Origin of the sequence: Enterococcus sp. 1001283B150225_161107_E12 (genome assembly GCF_015556925.1) — a bacterium.
In the GTDB taxonomy this organism is placed as follows: domain Bacteria; phylum Bacillota; class Bacilli; order Lactobacillales; family Enterococcaceae; genus Enterococcus_B; species Enterococcus_B mundtii.
This window is the reverse complement of record NZ_JADNNI010000002.1, coordinates 207,908-227,860: the sequence shown is the minus strand read 5'-3', so window position 1 is coordinate 227,860 and position 19,953 is coordinate 207,908. Positions and strand designations below refer to the sequence as shown.

The following is a 19,953-nucleotide window of genomic DNA, read 5'->3' as shown; positions in this document are numbered from 1 at the left end:
TCGTATAAAATCAAAAGCCACTCCTTCAATTGATGAAGACCAGTGGCTTTTTGATCATTATAAACGGAGGCTTTTGTTTCTACCCTTTATTTTATTGTAAATAAATGTGGTCATTTAACTTTTCCAATTGATTTCTTTATGATTTACATAAATAATTTCATGTTATTTTCAAATTTTTTCTAATTCCTTGCCTCTCTTTTCATTAACCTTTATGATAAGTTTAGTTATTATATGAAAAGGAGCCAAACAGTTGAAAAAATATAGACCATATTTTTTGATTTTTATTTTCGCAATTATTTTCGTATTGCCAAATATATTATCACACAAATTGATCATCGGGGCTGATGCGCCATTTCATTACAATCGTTTTTATGATGCAGCCCAACAAATTATTCACGGAGACTTACACTACTTCCCATCGATGTATGGCTTTCAACAAAGCGGTCGGATCGTCAATGCAATCTACGGTCCCTTATTCTCATACTTTCAAGGGTTGATCGTACTCGTTGCTAGAAGTTGGTATCATTACCAGATTTTATCGAATTTTATCCTCTTCCTTATCGCAGGTTGGTCCATGTTGACTTTGTTGCGTTATGTAAAAGTACGTGAATGGGTAAGTGTACCGGTTTCAGTCCTGTTCATGACGACCTATTCGATCCAATATTGGGCTGTTAATCAAGGTTTTACGAGCTGGGGAACAGTATTTTATCCTTTATGTATGATCCCGCTCGTTGATTTCATCGTGCATAAAAAATTCCCTGTACTTAAAGTAACTGCAGCGATTGCATTGATGACGCAGATCCATCTGCTATCTTCTGTGATGCTAGTATTGATGTATATTCCTTTTTATGGGTATTATTTCTTCACACAAACCAACAAGGGAAAAGCTCTTTTACAATTAGGGAAATCAATTTTGCTTTACTTTATCCTAACGGCAAACATCTGGGTAGGTATGGCGATGGTTTACAGTGGGAATGAGATTCTTCCACCTTTCGTCAATCGACGCATGACAGAGAAATCAATCAATCTTGAGGGAAGTTACTGGTTGAATTATCCGAAAATCCTACCTGTCGTTTTATTTGCTGGATTTTTATGTTTCTTATTGTTCCGAAAAAGAGAAGAACTGTTTCCAAAACTTTTGTTGCGCACAAGTGTTGTGTTCTTCTTACTTTCAACCAGCCTGATCCCTTGGAATACATTAGTTGAAAACGAAGTACCATTTATTAGCTTGATCCAGTTTCCGTTTCGTTTCTTTGTCCCATTTACCTTGCTTTTCTTACTTTACTTTGCGATTGTCGCCAATCGTTGGGAAAACAAAACCTGGTTACGGATAGCTGCGACCTTACTGATCCTGATCAGTTCTGTTCAGACCATCCAAAACTTATACCGTCACCTCGATAAATGGGAAGATGAAACCTTTGTCAGTCGTCATACGTATTTGTTCGATACACCTGATGAAGCAAGAAAAACCTTCTATAGTCGTGATATGTCGAAAAGTTTATTTGTTTTCCAAAAGACAACACCAGACTATTTGCCGATCTATAAACAAACGACAGCGAATAAATACGATCGCTACAATGAAGAAATTTTGGAAAATGAAACAACGTTTATCAAATCCCATCCTGATGGTCGGTTGAGCATCAAATGGAAAAACACTGGTGAACCAACTGTTCATGTACCAGTCATTGTTTATGATCGCACCGTCTTGATGCAAAATGGACAGAAATTAACGGATATTGAATTGACCGATATCGGGACACCGATCGTCAAGCAGCATAATGGCATCAACGAAATCATTCTCTATTATGACCTTCCAGTCTATTTCTACTTCGTTGTTGCTGCGACTATTGCCGGTTGGCTATCCTTTTTAGGCATCTATCTTTCACAAAAGTTTAATTTTAGAAAAGAAAAAAATGTGAAAATCAGCTAGACTATCATTTTTTTAGAACGTTCAAAACATATATGATAAATTGACGACTAAGCGGGGCTGTGACAGATTGACTACCACAGCCCCACTTATGTTTTAAAATTTGAAAGTATGAAAATCATCCTTTCTCTGCATACAATCGATTGGTTAGTAATGATCTATTGCAGAATAAATAAAGATCGTCTCATTCTCAACTCTATATATCAGACTGTGTTCATCTGTAATCCTTCTTGACCATTCCCCCGATAAATCATACTTTAGCGGTTCAGTTTTTCCTAATCCCGTAAAAGGAGAAAGAGCGATATCCTTTAGTAACTTATTAATTTTTTTATGATACTTTTGTTTCCTTGCTCATACCAATAAGGATAGTCCACCTAAGAATCATCAGATCAAGCATTAATCATCAGATTCAACCTCGATTAAATCATGTGTCTTAAACGAAACTCTAGAAAATTGTTCATCTCCTCGATGAATTTTTTCCATCACGTAACTATTAGAAAGTGTTCTTAATGTTTCTTGCATAGAGTCATAGTCTCTTTTTGACAAGACAACCACTGTGTCCTCCACATCTTTACTTGTTACAATCAGAGTTTCTGCGTCTTCATTGACTTTCTTCATGTAACTACGTAAATTTTGTCGGAAATTAGAATATGCGACTGCTTCCATGACTTTTCACTCCCCCTTAGTATTATCTGAATTAATTGTACAATTAATCAAATGAACATTCTTTTAAATTTTTATTTTAATAACTTTAAATTTCATTCTCTAGTACCCCGTAAGATATATTCTCCATATTTTCTATATGGTTACTCTGCCGCTTACTTATAAATACGTTTGTTTCTTCTTTATTTTTTAAATAGCTATCTGATCGCCACAATCTTCATCAAATCGTTGATGTCTGCTTCTGTCTTTAATTCAAATAGCAAGGGCCAACTAGATGGACCGAATTTTTTTCTTTTTTTCCAGTTTTCTTGGATCTCCGGTTGTAATTCGGCCTGTAGCCGTTCCATTTCACTCACTTTCTTATCGGTTATCGTCATTGTTACGATCAAGCCATTCTTTTTAAAAATAATATCAAATAGCCACTTTTTTTTATGCCAATAACCAAATTGTCAACTATCCCAAAATCTCAACTCACGTTTCACCTCATAACGATTATTTAATATCTCTTCTATCTTAGGTAGTCGTCCGTAAGCATCCTCACTAGTAAACATTTTTATTGATTCTTCTGTGGGTTCATTCTGTTTATCTGATAAAACTTCCGCTTTATTTCGTTTCATAACCTCATTCTCCTTAATCATAGTATTCATTGACAAACACTAAAACCATTTCTTTGAAATAGTTATCAAAATAGTGAAATACTTTAATTATCCTATCTTCAACAACTAAAACTCTTTGTAAAACGATACGAGATTACCTTTGTCGCAAGAAACAAATCCAAATCCCTCATAAAAGTGCCTTACATCTGGAGCATCTTCAGTCAAAAGAATTTTCTGTCTTACGTCTTTATATTCCTGTAAAATCTCAGCCAGTAAATAAGTTCCTATCTTTTTATTTTGGTAATCAGGATGAACTAAGAGATCTTGAATATATATAATTGTCTGACCATCACCAACCACTCTGATCAATCCTACTAATTTATCTTGATGCCAAGCAGTTATTACGGATAAGGAATGAGCGATTGCTTTTTCTAACCTATCTAAATCATTCGTATAACTAGTCCATCCCACACTGGCATATAGATTTTCAAGTTCACTTTTATGTATCTGTGCATTGGTCTGATAATTTATCATGGATTTTCACTCCTATTTATTTTAGCTTGCTCTTTTTATATCGTTACTTCGATTATATCAATATTCCTTCTAAACAGCTTGGTATAACTGCAAAGCAAGGCTACTTATCTCAATTTTTATCTGGCTATTCTAATATTGGTTTAAAAATGTTTTTCTAGACCACCAATAATAGTCAGCAATGCTATAAAAGCACATCTTTTTAAAACAGCTGACTGTTTTTAAAAGATGTGCTTTTTTATTATTCGCCTTTTTCTATTTTCACTCTCACTTTATAGATCCATTTCCACAGACACTCCAAAATGATCGCTCACGATCGGGCCATTCGTCCCATCAAAGACGCGCGTATACGTACTGACTTTACTCTCCGTTGGAACGAAAATATAGTCGATTCGCAGTGCTTCTGTATTGTTTTCCCAACCATCGATTTTTTTCTCGATCGTGGCTTCTTCAGATTTTTGTTCGGCTAAAACATATGAATCTTTGATCTTCAATTGGTTGTCTTCATTAACTAAGCGATACCCTTCCTCACCTGCTGGATTATTAAAATCACCCATCAACAAGCAAGGTATTTGATAAGTTAGGAGTTCTTTCTGTAGGAATTGCCACTCGTAGGCAAAGCCCGTTTCTATATCTGACCACCAAGAGAAATGACAGCTTGCGACAACGAGTGATTGATTGTCAATAACTGTTTCGGCAACAAGAATCATACGTGTACGGTAGTTTTCTTTTTCTTTTGTTTCAGACACTATGTATGCCCGACTATCCAAAGGAGCCTTCGATAAAATAGCGTTTCCTTCTTCGTACTTATCATAACCAATATGACTCATTTCCCAACTCCAAAAATAGGATTCTCCTGCTTCTGCCAGTCGTTGGATCAAGCAATAAGCGAAATTATCTTTGTGGATTGGTGTCTGATTCGTTACTGGACAAAAACCGACTAGCTCTTGTTCATTTACGATTTTTGTTTCAATCAGTTGATTGACCTCTTGCAAAGCAATGACATCATAGCGCTCAGTTAAAATCTTATCTGCAAGGTCTTGTAGTTTAGTTACTGGTTCTTCTTCCAACCAACTATGTGTATTCAACGTCATTATTTTCATTTTTTTGGAACCTCTTTTCTATTTTTACATAAAAATCAGAGAGTGTTACGTCAGCGCTGATCATTGAAGAAATCTCTCCTCAATCGTCTCGCTTTTCGTCACAATCTCTGATCACTTCTTTTATTTATTATAGCTTGATTTTTCCGATTTCTGTACCCATTTCAACAGAACCAAGTGTAGTGATCGCAATTTCTTTCACTTTATCATCCGTGAAAACAACCATGATCGTTGTATCTTTTCCTTGTTCTTTGACTTTTGCAAGATCCATGCGTGCAATCGGCATGCCTGGTGTGACTTCTTGTCCTTCTTTCACAGATACTTCAAATGCAGGTTGCGCCATTTGGACAGTATCGATTCCCATGTGGATCAGTACTTCTGCGCCTTCAGCTGTTTCCATCCCGATGGCGTGTTTCGTTGGGAATACGCTAACGATTTTACCTGCTACTGGAGCAGTGATCGCATCTGTTTCAGGAATGACAGCAAAACCGTCACCCATCATTTTTTGTGAGAATACTGGATCATTGACCGCTGCTAAAGCAATCACTTCTCCTTTGGCTACTGCGTACAATTCTTTTTCGATTCCTAATGCTGCTGTCGCTGTTTCTTTTTCCATCACGACTTCTTTGACTTGTGGTTCAGGAATATCTGCCCCTGATTGCAACAAATCTTCAATATCTGATTTTAACACATCTGCTTTTGGCCCATAAACTGCTTGGACACCATTGTCTTTGACGATCAAGCCCATTGCACCAGCACGTTTCCACGCGTCTTCTGAACCAACTCTGCCTCGATCTGCCACTGTTACACGTAAACGCGTCATACAAGCATCCACGTCTTTGATATTTTCTTTTCCACCTAATAAATGGATGATTTGGATAACTTGTTGATCCGCAGCTCCTGTTGTCGTGCCAGCGGTTGTTTCTTCACTATCATTGTCATAGTTTCCGTTACGTCCTGGTGTCGCAAAGTTGAATTTCTTGATCAAGAAGTTTGCTAAGAAATAAGTGACTACGCCAAAGAGAATAACACAGATGACGAAGTTGATCAAATCGCCGCCAAGTCCTGCTTTGATCCCTAATGGTGTTCGCGTCAATAATTCGATATTCCCGAAGGAGTGGACACGTAATGGTAAGATATCCGCCATCGCAAAAGCTGCCCCTTGGATCACTGCATAGATCGCATACAGTGGAACTGCCGCAAACATAAACATAAATTCTAGTGGTTCTGTTACCCCTGTTAAAAAGACAGCTAAAGCAGCGGAGAAATACATGGATTTGTATTTTGCTTTTTTGTCTGGATCGACATTGCGATACATCGCAAGCGCCATCCCCATCAAAATACCAGAAGAACCAATCATCTGACCGACTTTGAAACGTGCCGGTGTCCAATTATTCAAGACGAATTCATATTGTGCCATGTCTCCTGCACCTCGCAGGTTCACTAAGTCAGTTGCCCATGCTAACCATAATGGATCTTGACCAAATACCTGTGTACCGGCTTGTGCGCCAGATAGAATCTCATATGTTCCACCTAATTGCGTATAGTTGATTGGAATCGTCAACATGTGGTGTAAACCAAAAGGTAGTAATAACCGTTCTAATGTTCCATATAAAAATGGTGCTAAAATTGGTGCGCTATCTTGCGATTGTGCAATCCATAAACCAAAGTTGTTGATTCCTGCTTGAATGGCTGGCCAGACAGCTGCCAAAATAAGAGCTACAATCGTTGACCAAAGAATCACTACAAAAGGAACAAATCGTTTCCCATTAAAGAAAGAAAGTGCATCTGGTAATTTACGGTAGTTATAGTATTTGTTATAAGCCATCGCACCGACGAACCCAGCGATGATCCCTACGAATACCCCCATATTCAATGCAGGAGCTTCTAAGACACTCGTAAAGAATCCTTTCACCATGATTCGTGTACCGAACAACGTATGTGTGAAGGCATCTTCGTTTGCTAACATCTCTGTTGTGACACCGAAGATCGCTCCTGTGATCCGATTGATCAAAACAAACGAGATTCCGGCAGCGAATGCACCACCCGCTCGTTCTTTTGCCCAACTACCACCTATCGCTAATGCAAATAATAAATGCAAGTTCCCAATAATTGCCCAACCAATACTTTCAAGAACGCCACCCGTAGTGACAAGTGCTGCCATGTTCGGGTTGATCAATGGGATCGATTTCCCGATACTGATCATTAAACCAGCAGCTGGCATAACTGCTACAACGACCATTAAAGCCTTTCCAAATTTCTGCCAAAAATCAAAACTAAACATTTTCTTCAATTTCTATCTCTCCTTTACGCAATCGGTTTCGTTAATCCGTATTATAGAGGTAATTCCTTTTTTTGTAAATGCTTTATTTTTATTTTATTTATTTTTTTATCCAAAAGCATGATACATCTAATATATTAAGAATGATATAGATAAACTATGACAAGTATGCTTTCCATCCCCTTGCGAAGTGTTCGCCAATAAAAAAGATTGAGTATTTATCAGTTTACTATTGACTGACGCAACCGGTTGCGTTTATTATAAACCTAAGAAATGAAACATTTAGGAGGAGAATCATGAAACAAATCAAACGCTTATTCCAAATCGACCCTTGGAAAATCAGCACGACAACATTAGATAAAGAAAACTTGCGTTTACAAGAGTCATTGACAAGTATCGGAAACGGCTACATGGGAATGCGTGGAAACTTTGAAGAAACGTACTCTGGGGATCATCACCAAGGCACTTATTTAGCAGGTATCTGGTATCCTGACAAAACTCGTGTGGGTTGGTGGAAAAACGGCTATCCTGAATACTTCGGCAAAGTCATCAATGCAGTAAATTTTATTGCAATGGATATTTACATCAACGACCAATTGATTGACTTAGCTTCACTAGATCCAGAAGATTTCTCTTGGGAATTAGATATGAAAAACGGGGTCTTATCTCGTCAATTTACGATTACGACAGGTACAAATAAAGTTCGTTTCTCATTTGAACGTTTCTTGAGTATTGTTAAAAGCGAAGCGGCCTATATTCGTGTAAAGGTTGAATTAATCGCCGGCTCTGCCACTGTAAAATTTGTTTCGAAACTAGATGGAAATGTTCAAAATGAAGATAGTAACTACGATGAGCATTTCTGGAATCAGATCGACCGTGGCACAAAAGACTCGATCGGTTATTTGACAACAAAGACCATTCCTAATGCATTTGACATTGAGCAATTCACCGTCACTGCGGGCATGCGTCATTTTATCAATGGAGAAGCAGCGACACCTATATTTGAAGAACAAACATTAGCGTTACAAGGTGTATTCTCGTATGATCTAACAAAAAATGATCCTGTGGTCGTGGATAAAGAAGTCTTGATTTTGACAAGTCGTGATATCCCTGAAGCACAACAAGTGGCAACACTTATGGATGAATTTGATCAGTTAACTACTCATTATGATGAAGCAAAAAAAGAACAAACAACCGCTTGGGCAAAACGTTGGGAATTGGCTGACGTAGTGATCGAAGGCGACGATGAAGCGCAACAAGGAATTCGTTTCAATCTTTTCCAATTGTTCTCTACTTATTACGGAGAAGACGAACGGTTGAACATTGGACCAAAAGGCTTTACTGGTGAAAAATACGGCGGTGCGACGTACTGGGATACAGAAGCTTACGCTGTGCCATTATATCTGGCATTAGCTGACCCAGAAGTCACAAAAAATTTATTGAAATACCGTCACAATCAATTACCACAAGCCATCCACAATGCCCAACAACAAGGATTGAAAGGCGCACTTTATCCAATGGTGACCTTTACAGGTGTCGAGTGCCACAATGAGTGGGAAATCACCTTTGAAGAAATCCATCGTAACGGTGCGATTGCTTACGCGATCTACAATTATACAAATTATACTGGCGATACGTCTTATCTGAAAAAGGAAGGACTTGAAGTATTGGCTGAGATTGCTCGTTTCTGGGCGGATCGTGTCCATTACTCCAAACGTCAAAACAAGTATATGATCCACGGCGTGACTGGTCCGAACGAATACGAAAACAATATCAATAACAATTGGTACACGAATACGATTGCTGCTTGGGTCCTTCGTTATACTCGTGAAAATTATTTAGCGTTCAAAGAAGAAACAACAATTGAAATCAGCGAAGAAGAATTAGCAAAATGGGCAGATATTGTCGAAAACATGTACTACCCGATCGATGAGGAACAAGGAATTTTTGTCCAACATGATACATTCCTAGACAAAGATTTGATGCCAGTTTCGGATTTACCACTTAGCGAATTGCCATTGAACCAAAAATGGTCTTGGGATAAGATCTTGCGTTCTTGCTTCATTAAACAAGCGGATGTGTTACAAGGCATCTATTTCTTCAATGAAGAATTTACAAAAGAGGAAAAACAACGGAACTTTGATTTCTATGAGCCGATGACGGTTCATGAGTCTTCTCTTTCTCCAAGTATCCACGCGATTTTAGCTGCTGAACTTGGCTTGGAAGAAAAAGCGGTCGAAATGTACCAACGTACTGCTCGCTTAGATTTGGATAACTATAACAACGATACAGAAGATGGATTGCATATCACGTCAATGACAGGTAGTTGGTTAGCGATCGTTCAAGGTTTTGCACAAATGAAAACCGCCCATGGCGAATTATCTTTTGCACCATTTTTACCAAACACATGGAATGCCTATTCTTTCCATATCAATTACCGCGGTCGCTTGATTTTCATCGCTGTTTCTGAGGAACAAGTCACATTTACATTACTGAATGGTGAGTCACTGGAATTGACTGTGTATGGACAAACACAAGAGCTAACAGATCAATTGACGATTCCATTAAGAAAGGACGATGCACATGTTTAAAGGTGTCCTATTTGATTTAGACGGTGTCATCACCGACACAGCAGAATTCCATTATCGCGCCTGGAAAAAACTTGGTGAAGAAATCGGGATTTCAATCGACCGAAACTTCAACGAACAATTAAAAGGGGTCAGCCGAGAAGATTCATTAACATTGCTTCTTGCTTATGGCAAGAAAGAAAATGACTTTTCAAACGAAGAATTCGCTGCTTTAGCTAAACGTAAAAATGAGTATTATCTAGAAATGATCCAAGAAATCACGCCAGCAGACGTATTTCCGGGTATCGTTCCTTTATTATCAGAATTAAAGGACACTGGCATCAAGATCGCCTTAGCTTCTGCTAGTAAAAACGGGCCATTGTTACTAGATAAAATGCAATTGACGGATTACTTTGATGCGATTGCTGATCCTAGCAAAGTAGCAAGTGGCAAACCCGCCCCTGATATCTTTTTATTAGCAGCCAAAGAAATCGGATTAGAGGCGACTGATTGTTTAGGTATTGAAGATGCAAAAGCAGGCATCCAAGCGATCATCGCAAGTGGTGCTTATCCTGTAGGAGTTGGACGCAAGGAAGATCTTGGGGAGGACATTCCGATCGTCGCTGATACGTCTTCGTTAACACTCGACTATCTACAACACGTTTGGCGCAAAGATGTCTGAACCAAGCATCTCTGTCCTCCCCATCAAACAAACAAATCTAAAAAAAATCACATTGAAGAACGACGAGCTAGAAGTCGTTCTTCTCAATTATGGCGCTCGCTTGCATCAAATATTCACAGCAGATAGAGTTGGACAAAGGGAAAATATCTTACTCTCTTACGACAATCTTCAAGATGTTTTATCTGATCATAGTTTTTTCGGTGCAACGGTTGGTCCAGTGGCAGGTAGGATCAGAAATGGTGAATGGGGCCCTCACCAACTAGAAAAAAATAATGGCAACCATCATATCCACGGCGGAACAAACGGCTGGTCCTTTCAGTTTTGGGAGGTAGAAGTATTCAAATCACCTCAAGCAGTGGGTGTCGTCTTTTATTTAAAAGATACATTTTCAGGTTATCCTGGACCAATCACCGCGACTGTGACCTATCAATTAGAAGGAAATAGATTAGTGATGATCACTAAAGCCAACAGTGTAGTAGAAACGATTTGCAACCCGACAAACCATGCCTATTTCAATCTATCTGGAAATGGAAAACGTGATATCGATTCCCATCAACTCCAGATTCAATTAGATAGCTTGTTACTTTTGGATCATGACAAATTACCTACAGGGAAAACACTAGACAAAGCGGACTTACCAATCAATTTTCAAGAACCAAATACACTGACAGAGATTTTATCCAAGTATCCTTCCGGTCTTGATGACGTTTTTTTATTAAATACGCCTAAACTCACCAAAAATAGCTTAACTTTATCAGAAGAAGCTTCCGGTCGCCAAATGAATATAGCAACTACGAACAAAAGTATGGTATTATTTTCTACAACTGGGTTTGATGCAGATTTACAGATCAACGGTCAAAACATGCATTCTCATTTTGGCTTAGCAATCGAACCACAAGAAATACCAGATATCGTTCATTTTCCGGAGTTTGGCTCGATTACGCTACGCCCTGGACAAGAACGTGTCAGCCAAACAACTTATGAATTTAGTACATTCACTTAACCAGTTTTATTTAACTTGGTTTCAACAAGACGATGGACGATGAAAAAGAAAGGTGATTTAACTTATGGCAATTACAGTGAAAGATGTTGCAAAAAAAGCAGGCGTAGCGACATCTACTGTTTCTCGCGTGATCAATGACCATCCAAGTATTTCCGAAACAACGAAAAAGAAAGTACGAAAAATCATGGATGAACTAGGATATGTCCCCAATATCACAGCGAGAAATCTTGGTAAACGTGTATCAAGTGCTGTAGGTGTCATTCTTCCACCACTCGATTCCAAAGAGCGTCTTGGCAACCCGTTTTATTTAGAAATCATGGAAGCAATCAACGAAGAAGCACGACATCACGGTGTGACAACAGCTATTGCTACCGCAAAAAGTTTCGACGTCTTATTAGAGAACGTTCAGCGGATGCATTTACAAAAACAAGTTGATGGTTTTATCCTAGTCTACTCCGATAGTGACGATCCAGTCATCGATTATCTTTATGAACAACAGATTCCGTTCACACTGATCGGACAACCGTACCATCATGAGAACGAAATCATCTACATTGATAACGACAATCAACTGTTAGGAAAGCAAGCCACCGAATTTTTGATCGATAATGGCCATAAAAATATTCTTTTCGTGACCAATACAACACATGAAAGTTTATACTTTGAACGCTATTTCGGTTATCAAAAAGCGATGATGTTAGCAGGACTGAACGCCCAACCAAGTGTGACCTTGGAACAGGCTGAAGATTACTTAGATTTTGACACGATCTTAAAAAAAGCTGAAGCGACAGCGCTAGTTGTTATCGATGATATTTTTGCTTTACGCACGATGCAACTCGCCCAAATGTATGGCTATATCATCCCGGAAACCCTTTCGATGATCAGTTTCAATAACTCGATTTTTTCTACATTGATGCATCCTTACTTAACAAGTATCGACATCGATATCTCTGAGTTAGGTCGAGTCGCGATGCAAAAATTGCAAGAACTGATCCATGAAGAAGTGAGCAATGGTGTACGTTTAGTGATCCCCCATCGTTTGATCAAACGCGAAACGGTCGTTCCATTGAAAGAAAAATAGGGCATCCATTCCTAGGCAGATCAAACAAAAATAGCAAAGCATCTTGTCTTCGGACAAAAGATACTTTGCTATTTATTTTACTAGTAATCAACTGATCCACTAACGATAAGTCCACATTTGTATTTGACTAGAAAAGAAATCTCTTCCATTCTTTCTAAAAATCCCTAATAACGTGGGTAAAGAGGCATGCGTTAACATGCCCCCTGTAGTCCGTTCAAAGCGGATGGCATTGATAGAGCATTAGAGCACGTCTACTTCGCCAAAAGTTGGGACGGCTCTATTTTTTTTGCTCTTGATTTTTTAAGAAAAACAACGAGCCCGGGATATTAGTCACCTTGCATCCCCTAGAACCGAATAAACGGTGTTCCAGAAGCAACACTTCAATAATAAGCCAAAAAAATCAAAAATGAAAAAGCCATTTTCAATTTTTCTGTCTTATTACTCAGTGCTGACCGCTCCTTTCACAACCTAGACAAACGGTGTTCCAGAAGTAACTCCTTCAGAAATAAGCGTGAAACCCCAAAAATTTGAAGAACAATTTTCGGGGTTTCACGCTTATTTCTCGGAGCTGAACACTTCTGTCACAACCTCGTTGTTTTATATCCTCTAATAGGGAGTTTCCCCCACTATTCTTTTAAGTCTGCTTCAACATCAGTCAACCAGGTTGTTTTCTTCACGCGATTGATGATCAGCGGAATAACGAACATCACGATCGCGATGACCGCAACAAGCAATGCATCCGCTAATGTTGAAGTTCCTAACGTTGAAACAACAACGGCGATAATTGCCAACATCAGCATACAGCTAACCAGCCACGCAAAGCCATTTCCTTTTTTACCGATCCGATAAGGGCGAGGCAATTCTGGATGGCTAGTTCTCATTTTCACTAAAGATATGGCAATCAAGAGATATACGATACAATAAATCACTGTTGTTGCATTCGTCAATGTAAGAAAGACCGCACTTACATCATCCATGACACCATAAAGTAACGCAAAGAGGGAAATAACTACTGATTGCGTCAATACCACATTTCTTGAAACACCATATTCATTTTCTTTATGGAAGCCAAATTTTGGTGGTAAGAATCCTTCACGTGCTACTTGGATGATCGTTTTAGAAGGTCCAGTTACCCAAGCAGACAATTGTAATAACACACCAATGAAGACCATAAAGCTGAAGATATTACCGATGATCGTTGGCAATCCTAAAATATCACAATAGATCAATACTGGTTGTGTGATGTTTGCCAATTCCATTGTTCCTTCTGGTACGACATTTGCAACAAACAAGGCGTTGATGACATTCAATAAAACTAGTCCGATCAATGCAATAAAGACCCCTTTAGTATAGTTCTTCGTTGCATCTTTCAAACGAGGCATATACACTGAGCTCATTTCGATCCCTACAAAGATAAATGTGATCCCTGCCAAATATTTCAATGAATCACTGTGTTGTAGATCAGGCAGTGCTTTCGACCATGAAAAATCCCCTAAATAGCCATTTGAAACAAGTCCCACTTTGAAAAACGCTAAGATCCCCAAAACAAACATGATCACCACAGGAATATAAACGCCCAACCAAACACCAATATTCCCGCCGACTTTCGCCATGTCAAACTTCAAGTTGAGCAAGGTGATGATCCAGTAGATGACCAAGATACACCCTAAAACGAAGTAGTGATTGTTGCCAAGAGCGGCGTTCCCAAACGTATTCCCTAACAATGGACCTAAGGTAGAAGCGACCATGACCATTCCTGGGAACATTTGCACCCAGAGCAACCATGCAACGACAAATCCCCATTTACTACCTAGAGCTGTTTTGACCCAAAGTTGCGGGCCGCCTTCTTGTGGCAGCATCGTTGATAATTCACCAGAAATCATTGAAATGGGTCCAGCAAAAAACAAGACGGCAAAAATCGTGTAAAAAATCAATGTCCAACCAACAGCTGACAATGTTGGGATACTACGAACAGTGGCACATAGCGCCATGGTCAAACCAATAAATGTTCCTAGCCCCATTTTACTTACTTGAGCTTTACTCAATTTTGACACTCTCCTTATTAATAAATAAATAGGCGTGTCTTTGAAACTTTTCATTAACAGCAAATAAAAGCAAACGTATGGCCAACTTGTGCTTTGAGTATTTTTTGCTTGGATCATCAAGCTTCAAAGGCACTCCAACATGAAAGATTCGATAAGAGAAAGGAGGCTCATTCTTTATTCGTTTCGAACGAGAAATGAGCGCTCATTCTACTTGCTTTCTCTTCGCTCATCATAATATTTACGTTTATTTTGTTTCGTTTGCCACTAACTGATCTGCATAGATTTTTTCCAATTTACTTTGAAGCGCTGCTTTGATTTTTTCCGCATATTCTTCAAAATGTTCTGCTTTATTCATATACGGCGTCATGACACTGGCACGTAAGACTGTGACTTTTCCAGCACGTTCCCATTCTTCTTCTGTAAATCCTAATTGTTTTACAAATTGAAGTGGGCTATTGCCATAATCTGGAATTGCAAAGTCTGTATGAGATGTCAAGAATTCATTGCCATAGATGCTTCCTTTGACATAAGAAGAATAGTCATACACATCATGGTTCAACTGATTCATTGCTACCAGATCATCATTTCCTTTTTCTTTGAATACATAATCAACCATATTGAAATCTGGATAAGTCAATGGATGAACTTCGATTTCTTTATCTCCCACTTTGAAGGTTAAATTGTTCAAGAAGTGGAAGAAACGATGTGCGCCTTCAATCGATGCGCCCATCAATTTACCATAACCAGTCACATTAAGCGGTAGTACATGATGCGCTGCCCAAACACTTGCAGCAGTTGCTCCGGCTTTTGATCCTTCCAAAATATAGGCACCAAGCAACGCTGGGATATCTGCTCCTTTTTCAAATACATAGGTTGCAAAGTAAGAGATCACATCGCGCATACGGATGTCTTGGATCACGATACCTCCAGCAGAGTAAGGGACATAGCCCATTTTATGCGGATCGATCGTCACTGATTCTGCTTCTTCAATTGCTTGATATGCACGGTGTACTTCTTCTAAAAGATAATCTTTATTTTCTGTGAAGACATGATGTTTTGCGTGTACTTCTTTTAATTGATCAAATGGGATGAATTGATTGTTCTCATCAAGGAAGATCGCACGTCCGTAACCACCATAAGCAGCATCTACGTGTAGGTAGAAATAAATCCCTTCTTTTTCTAGGACGCGACGTAATTCAACGATCTTGTCGATTTCATCGATTGCCCCTTCTTCTGTAGAACCAACGACACCAACGACACCTAAAACTGGTGTGTGTTCTGCTGCTAATTCACGAATGATTGTTTCAAGTTCCTTGATGTCCATGCGGTAGTTGTGATCAACAGGCACTGGAATCACTTGATCTAGACCGACACCGATAATGTCTGCTGCTTTCAACCATGAATAGTGTTTTGTTTGTGGGACTAACCATTTACCTAATTGTTGTAGATGTTTTCCACTGCGTGCAGAATGTGCTTTGATCTCATCGATTTTTTCTGGCACTTGATCTAACAGATCAATGATTTCCCGAGTTGAAAGATTCATCAATTCCCAATCTGTCTTGCCTGAAACCAATTCAGGTGCCACTTCTTTCATCGCAAGTGGCAATGATTTGATGTTGCGCGCATACCAAAGACCTTCTAAGTTTGCTAATGAGCCATCTGCAACGATATGGCCCCAGCCATTTTTGTACCCCATCAATGTAGCAAATTCCATTCCGACTTCTTCTTCCATTTGACTTGTTGCTGGAGAAGATTCATATGCGACGTTATTTCCATTCCATAGCATCGCAAAATTATAGGCTAATAATGATGGCATCAATGTTTCAGAGTTCATATGACCCCAATAACGACCTGCATTATGCCATGGGACAGAGTGTGTACGCATCCGCGTAGAGATTTCAGCTAACACATCTTTTGTTTTATTGATCGTGTGCGCGAAGCTTTCACTGCTTTTTTCTTCCGGCGTAATGATCGGCATATCTTGTGGCATATAATTTTGACGCCATCCTAAGTGTTCGTCCACTAATTCATTCAACAAAGCTTTATAGATTTGGCCATTCTCTGCTTTGTCTCCAATGAATAGTGCATTCAAATTTAAATCATTTCCCTTTGATTCCATTTGAAACCCTCCTAAAAAAAATTAATTAAATTTTGTCGAGGCTTAGATTACACCTGTTTTTTATTTCTGTAAATATCACTTTTTCTATTTTCCTCATTTCATTTTAATGTTTTTAATTGTTTGAATTGTTGGCACAATTGATAAAAATTAAAAAAAGGAGGGAATTTACAAATGTAAATTCTCTCCTCGTGATTGTATTAACGACAACCGGCGTAACTATTAGGATAAGTTTCAAAAATTGGAATTTTGTAATGGAATAGACCTTTTACAAGGTAAAAAATTACTAAATTCTAATCAACTACTTTGGCCAAAAAGTAGCGTTTTTTCCCTTTTCTGATCACTACGAATTTACCATCAAATTCTGTAGCTGGATCAATGACAAAATTTAAATCGGTTACGCGATCACCGTTAATACTTATAGCTCCGTTCGACACATCTTCACGTGCTTGACGTTTTGATGGCTCGATTTTTGTGGAAACAAGTAGTTCCACGATATTTTCAGGGGTACTTGAAATCTCTACATTCGGCATGTTTCCAAATCCTTGTTCGATTTCTGACGCATTTAGTTCTTTGATATTTCCAGAGAACAATGCAGCTGTGATTTTTTGTGCTTCTTGTAAGTCTTCTTCGCTGTGGACAAAACGTGTCACTTCTTCTGCCAAACGGCGTTGTGCTTCACGTTTTTCAGGTTCTGTCTCCACTTTTTTCGCTAATTCATTGATTTCTTCTTGCGATAAGAAAGTAAAGAATTTCAAGTATTTCACAACATCCCGATCATCTTGATTCAACCAGAATTGGTAGAATTCGTAAGGGGATGTTTTTTCAGGGTCTAGCCAGATTGCACCACCGGCAGTTTTTCCGAACTTTGTTCCATCTGCTTTCAGCATCAATGGAATCGTCAACCCAAAGGCTTCCGCTTCTGGTCCTTCTAATTTACGGATCAGATCTAAACCAGCAGTGATGTTTCCCCATTGGTCAGCTCCACCGATCTGTAATTGCACATCGTATGTTCTGTGTAAGTGCAAGAAGTCGATCGATTGCAAGATTTGGTAAGTAAATTCGGTAAATGAAATCCCGACTTCCAAACGGCTTGCCACGATATCTTTCGCTAACATCGTATTGATGTTGAAGTTTTTTCCGTAGTCTCTTAAAAATTCTAATAAAGAAATATTTGATAACCAGTCATAGTTGTTCACAAATGTGATATTGGCATCTTTCCCAAAAAGTTTGCGCATTTGGTTCGATAGTGCATCTACATTATGTTGGACTTGTTCCATCGTTTGTAAAACACGTTCGCTTGTCCGTCCACTTGGATCACCGATCGTTCCAGTTCCTCCACCAATCAGGATGTATGGATGATGCCCTGCTAATTGGAATCTTTTCATCATCATGAATGGGATCAAATGCCCAATATGCATCGAATCTCCTGTTGGATCGACACCACAGTAAAGCGAGATACTCTTTTCTTCAACAAGCTCGCGAAGTCTTTCTTCGTTGGTTTGTTGGTTAATGGCATCACGCCAAGTTAATTCATCAATAATATTCATAACATTTCCCTCCATATCTTTTTTTATGAAAGCAGGTCCCTGCCAGCATGTCATTTATTAACGGGTAGACAACAAAAAATCCCTTGACAATCAAGTCAAGGGACGAAATTTCGCGGTACCACCCAAATTATATGCTTGTTTCCCAAACATATCTCTCTAACATTTAACGCTGTCGCGTGGCTTCATGCCATAGACTCCTAAAATGTAATTCGCGCTAAAGCATGTACTAGTTCACAGCAACCACTAGCTTTCTGAAACATTGGCTTTACCCACTACTTCGTTTTATTCATCGTCTAATTCCTTATTCATCTATCTCCTATCTTAGAACGCACTGTTTTTTTTGTCAACAAAAAAATTTTTCTTGATCAATCGAACAATAAAAAATAACGTCGCTTTTGAATCTTGAGATAGACGAAGATTGATTGAATTGGATAAGCCTTTATTGATTCTACTGCTAGAATATTGAATCATTTACTGCTCGATCTGTTGAAAAATATTATTCACATTGCACGCACCAATTTTTCTTTAATTACATAATTGTCGTTACGTTAATAACTCAAACGGCTGTTATATTGTTATAGATAATAAAATTATTTTAGAAAGAAGGAATAAAAAATGAAATCGATGATTTTGAAAATTGCTTTATCTGCTAGTGCGATTTTATGTGCAGTATCATACTTGAACGTCTCTCAACCTGTTGGCGCTGAGGAAATACATCCAACAGCTGGCGAAACTGATTTCATTGGTGCTTTTGCCATTAGCGGGACAGATGTTACATTGGAAGTTGGTGAAGCCTCTAACGAGAATATTTTAACAGCTTCTCATGCCCGCATCACAAATTCAATTGGCGTAGAAGTCCCTCCGATCATCAAGTCGGCCAATGTACAAAACGCGCCAGGTGTCTATCGTGCAACAATTGGTACAACGATCATGTCTTCAGTAGAAAAAGAAATCACAGTCACTGTCGTCGATAACCTTGAAGACTGTCCGACTTACGGTATTTATCAATTAACTGCTGACGCTGGAACGGTTCAGGTGGGGCAAGTAGATGAAACAGCAATCCTTCAAGCAACAAATGCGCAAGCGACGACTTCTAGCGGCTATCCAGTAGATGTCGTGATCAAGAAATCAAATATAGTGAGTGATACCCCTGGTACGTATCAAATCGTTTTAGGGATCAAAGAAGAACCAAAGATCCGCAAGACAGTCCAAGTCACAGTTACTAATGACGCAGGGAACGAGCAAGAAAGTCTTTACTTTGTCGACGCATCTGATGCTACTGTCTCGATCGACCAATTGGACGAACAAACGTTGATTGTCATGACTGATGCCAAGGTAACTGATATTTTAGGACATTCTTTGCCTGTAGAAATCAAACACTCCACAATCAAGTCTGAGCCAGGAAATTACACTGTTACATTCGGTCTCAAAGGAGACTCAAGTTTATTTACTAAAACTGTCAATCTTACCGTCACTTCAGATAACACTATTCCTTCTAGATTCTTTTTACAAGCATTCGATGCAACGGTCCAGTTAGGTCAAACGGATGACCTCTCGCTGATCCAAGCAACCGGCGCGAATGCAGTGACTCTCCTTGGTCAAAAGGCAAATGTTTACGTGAAGCATTCCTCGATTGAAGCAAACAAAACTGGCGAATTTGCCGTGACATTTGGCGTAACAGAAGATCCAAGAGTGGAAAAAACGGTTACAGTCTCAGTTGTTGATGAAATCAATCACCCAGAAGTGGGCGGGGGTATTGGGAATATCTAGCAAGTAACCACTTATCTTTCCTTAATTGGGATAAACGACAG

General features: G+C 38.9%; 14 protein-coding genes, 2 pseudogenes and 1 other annotated feature. Of the genes and pseudogenes, 6 read left to right on the top strand and 10 right to left on the bottom strand.

Annotation, left to right across the window (positions count from 1 at the left end; translation table 11 throughout):
- Positions 1-250 precede the first annotated feature (250 nt).
- On the top strand, positions 251-1,930 hold the full coding sequence (locus tag I2F89_RS02895; protein WP_065096534.1) for a hypothetical protein: 1,680 nt from the start codon (positions 251-253) through the stop codon (positions 1,928-1,930).
- 144 nt (positions 1,931-2,074) lie between these two features.
- Here I2F89_RS02895 and I2F89_RS02890 read toward each other — a convergent pair.
- The 7 genes and pseudogenes from I2F89_RS02890 to I2F89_RS02860 form a co-directional block, all read right to left on the bottom strand.
- Positions 2,075-2,301 (bottom strand): annotated as a pseudogene (locus I2F89_RS02890) (Txe/YoeB family addiction module toxin).
- A 22-nt stretch (positions 2,302-2,323) separates the two neighbouring features.
- Complete coding sequence (locus I2F89_RS02885; RefSeq protein WP_065096535.1) at positions 2,324-2,593, bottom strand: type II toxin-antitoxin system Phd/YefM family antitoxin; 270 nt, start codon at positions 2,591-2,593, stop codon at positions 2,324-2,326.
- 194 nt (positions 2,594-2,787) lie between these two features.
- Positions 2,788-3,018, bottom strand: a pseudogene (locus tag I2F89_RS02880) (DUF3788 family protein); the annotation flags it as partial.
- Between the two features lie 21 nt (positions 3,019-3,039).
- Entirely contained in the window at positions 3,040-3,207 is a 168-nt protein-coding gene (locus I2F89_RS02875; protein ID WP_161641511.1) for a hypothetical protein, read from the bottom strand.
- 105 nt (positions 3,208-3,312) lie between these two features.
- Positions 3,313-3,720 carry a GNAT family N-acetyltransferase gene (locus I2F89_RS02870; protein ID WP_019723813.1) on the bottom strand — a complete coding sequence of 136 codons (408 nt, stop codon included), beginning with the start codon at positions 3,718-3,720 and terminating at the stop codon, positions 3,313-3,315.
- A gap of 269 nt (positions 3,721-3,989) precedes the next feature.
- Entirely contained in the window at positions 3,990-4,820 is an 831-nt protein-coding gene (locus I2F89_RS02865; RefSeq protein WP_161641513.1) for an endonuclease/exonuclease/phosphatase family protein, read from the bottom strand.
- A gap of 127 nt (positions 4,821-4,947) precedes the next feature.
- Positions 4,948-7,110, bottom strand: a complete 2,163-nt coding sequence (locus tag I2F89_RS02860) for a PTS transporter subunit IIBC (RefSeq protein WP_195513428.1) — start codon at positions 7,108-7,110, stop codon at positions 4,948-4,950.
- Positions 7,111-7,394: 284 nt separating this feature from the next.
- On the opposite strand from I2F89_RS02860, the gene I2F89_RS02855 reads away from it, so the two are divergent.
- The 4 genes from I2F89_RS02855 (at position 7,395) to I2F89_RS02840 (ending at position 12,431) form a co-directional block, all read left to right on the top strand.
- A complete protein-coding gene (locus I2F89_RS02855; RefSeq protein WP_086335408.1) occupies positions 7,395-9,689 on the top strand; it encodes a glycoside hydrolase family 65 protein in 2,295 nt (764 codons plus the stop codon).
- Positions 9,682-10,347 carry a beta-phosphoglucomutase gene (gene pgmB / locus I2F89_RS02850; protein WP_074800418.1) on the top strand — a complete coding sequence of 222 codons (666 nt, stop codon included), beginning with the start codon at positions 9,682-9,684 and terminating at the stop codon, positions 10,345-10,347. The genes I2F89_RS02855 and pgmB overlap by 8 nt, the downstream gene beginning before the upstream one ends.
- Positions 10,340-11,350 (top strand): aldose epimerase family protein, encoded by a 1,011-nt coding sequence (locus tag I2F89_RS02845; RefSeq protein ID WP_086335407.1) that lies wholly within the window; start codon positions 10,340-10,342, stop codon positions 11,348-11,350. Before pgmB ends, I2F89_RS02845 begins: the two co-directional genes overlap by 8 nt.
- A 64-nt stretch (positions 11,351-11,414) precedes the next feature.
- Positions 11,415-12,431: a LacI family DNA-binding transcriptional regulator gene (locus tag I2F89_RS02840; RefSeq protein WP_074800424.1), complete on the top strand. Its 1,017-nt coding sequence runs from the start codon at positions 11,415-11,417 to the stop codon at positions 12,429-12,431.
- 626 nt (positions 12,432-13,057) lie between these two features.
- Here I2F89_RS02840 and tyrP read toward each other — a convergent pair.
- From tyrP to tyrS, 3 genes are all read right to left on the bottom strand, one after another.
- Complete coding sequence (gene tyrP / locus I2F89_RS02835; RefSeq protein WP_074800427.1) at positions 13,058-14,476, bottom strand: tyrosine-tyramine antiporter; 1,419 nt, start codon at positions 14,474-14,476, stop codon at positions 13,058-13,060.
- A 244-nt stretch (positions 14,477-14,720) separates the two neighbouring features.
- Entirely contained in the window at positions 14,721-16,595 is a 1,875-nt protein-coding gene (gene tdc / locus I2F89_RS02830; protein ID WP_074800430.1) for a tyrosine decarboxylase, read from the bottom strand.
- A 290-nt stretch (positions 16,596-16,885) separates the two neighbouring features.
- The gene (gene tyrS / locus I2F89_RS02825; RefSeq protein WP_010736393.1) at positions 16,886-18,142 is read right to left on the bottom strand and encodes a tyrosine--tRNA ligase; all 1,257 of its coding nucleotides are present in this window, start codon (positions 18,140-18,142) and stop codon (positions 16,886-16,888) included.
- 95 nt (positions 18,143-18,237) lie between these two features.
- Positions 18,238-18,441, bottom strand: a binding site (T-box leader).
- Positions 18,442-18,757: 316 nt separating this feature from the next.
- Between tyrS and I2F89_RS02820 the strand changes: the two genes are divergently transcribed.
- Complete coding sequence (locus tag I2F89_RS02820) at positions 18,758-19,912, top strand: hypothetical protein (RefSeq protein WP_086335405.1); 1,155 nt, start codon at positions 18,758-18,760, stop codon at positions 19,910-19,912.
- Positions 19,913-19,953 lie beyond the last annotated feature (41 nt).

Bases quoted from the DNA above. Each gene is read 5' to 3' on its own strand.
- tyrS (WP_010736393.1), bottom strand. From the start codon at position 18,142: ATGAATATTATTGATGAATTAACTTGGCGTGATGCCATTAACCAACAA.
- tdc (WP_074800430.1), bottom strand. From the start codon at position 16,595: ATGGAATCAAAGGGAAATGATTTAAATTTGAATGCACTATTCATTGGA.
- I2F89_RS02855 (WP_086335408.1), top strand. From the start codon at position 7,395: ATGAAACAAATCAAACGCTTATTCCAAATCGACCCTTGGAAAATCAGC.
- I2F89_RS02820 (WP_086335405.1), top strand. From the start codon at position 18,758: ATGAAATCGATGATTTTGAAAATTGCTTTATCTGCTAGTGCGATTTTA.
- I2F89_RS02865 (WP_161641513.1), bottom strand. From the start codon at position 4,820: ATGAAAATAATGACGTTGAATACACATAGTTGGTTGGAAGAAGAACCA.
- I2F89_RS02840 (WP_074800424.1), top strand. From the start codon at position 11,415: ATGGCAATTACAGTGAAAGATGTTGCAAAAAAAGCAGGCGTAGCGACA.
- pgmB (WP_074800418.1), top strand. From the start codon at position 9,682: ATGTTTAAAGGTGTCCTATTTGATTTAGACGGTGTCATCACCGACACA.
- I2F89_RS02845 (WP_086335407.1), top strand. From the start codon at position 10,340: ATGTCTGAACCAAGCATCTCTGTCCTCCCCATCAAACAAACAAATCTA.
- I2F89_RS02885 (WP_065096535.1), bottom strand. From the start codon at position 2,593: ATGGAAGCAGTCGCATATTCTAATTTCCGACAAAATTTACGTAGTTAC.
- I2F89_RS02875 (WP_161641511.1), bottom strand. From the start codon at position 3,207: ATGAAACGAAATAAAGCGGAAGTTTTATCAGATAAACAGAATGAACCC.
- I2F89_RS02870 (WP_019723813.1), bottom strand. From the start codon at position 3,720: ATGATAAATTATCAGACCAATGCACAGATACATAAAAGTGAACTTGAA.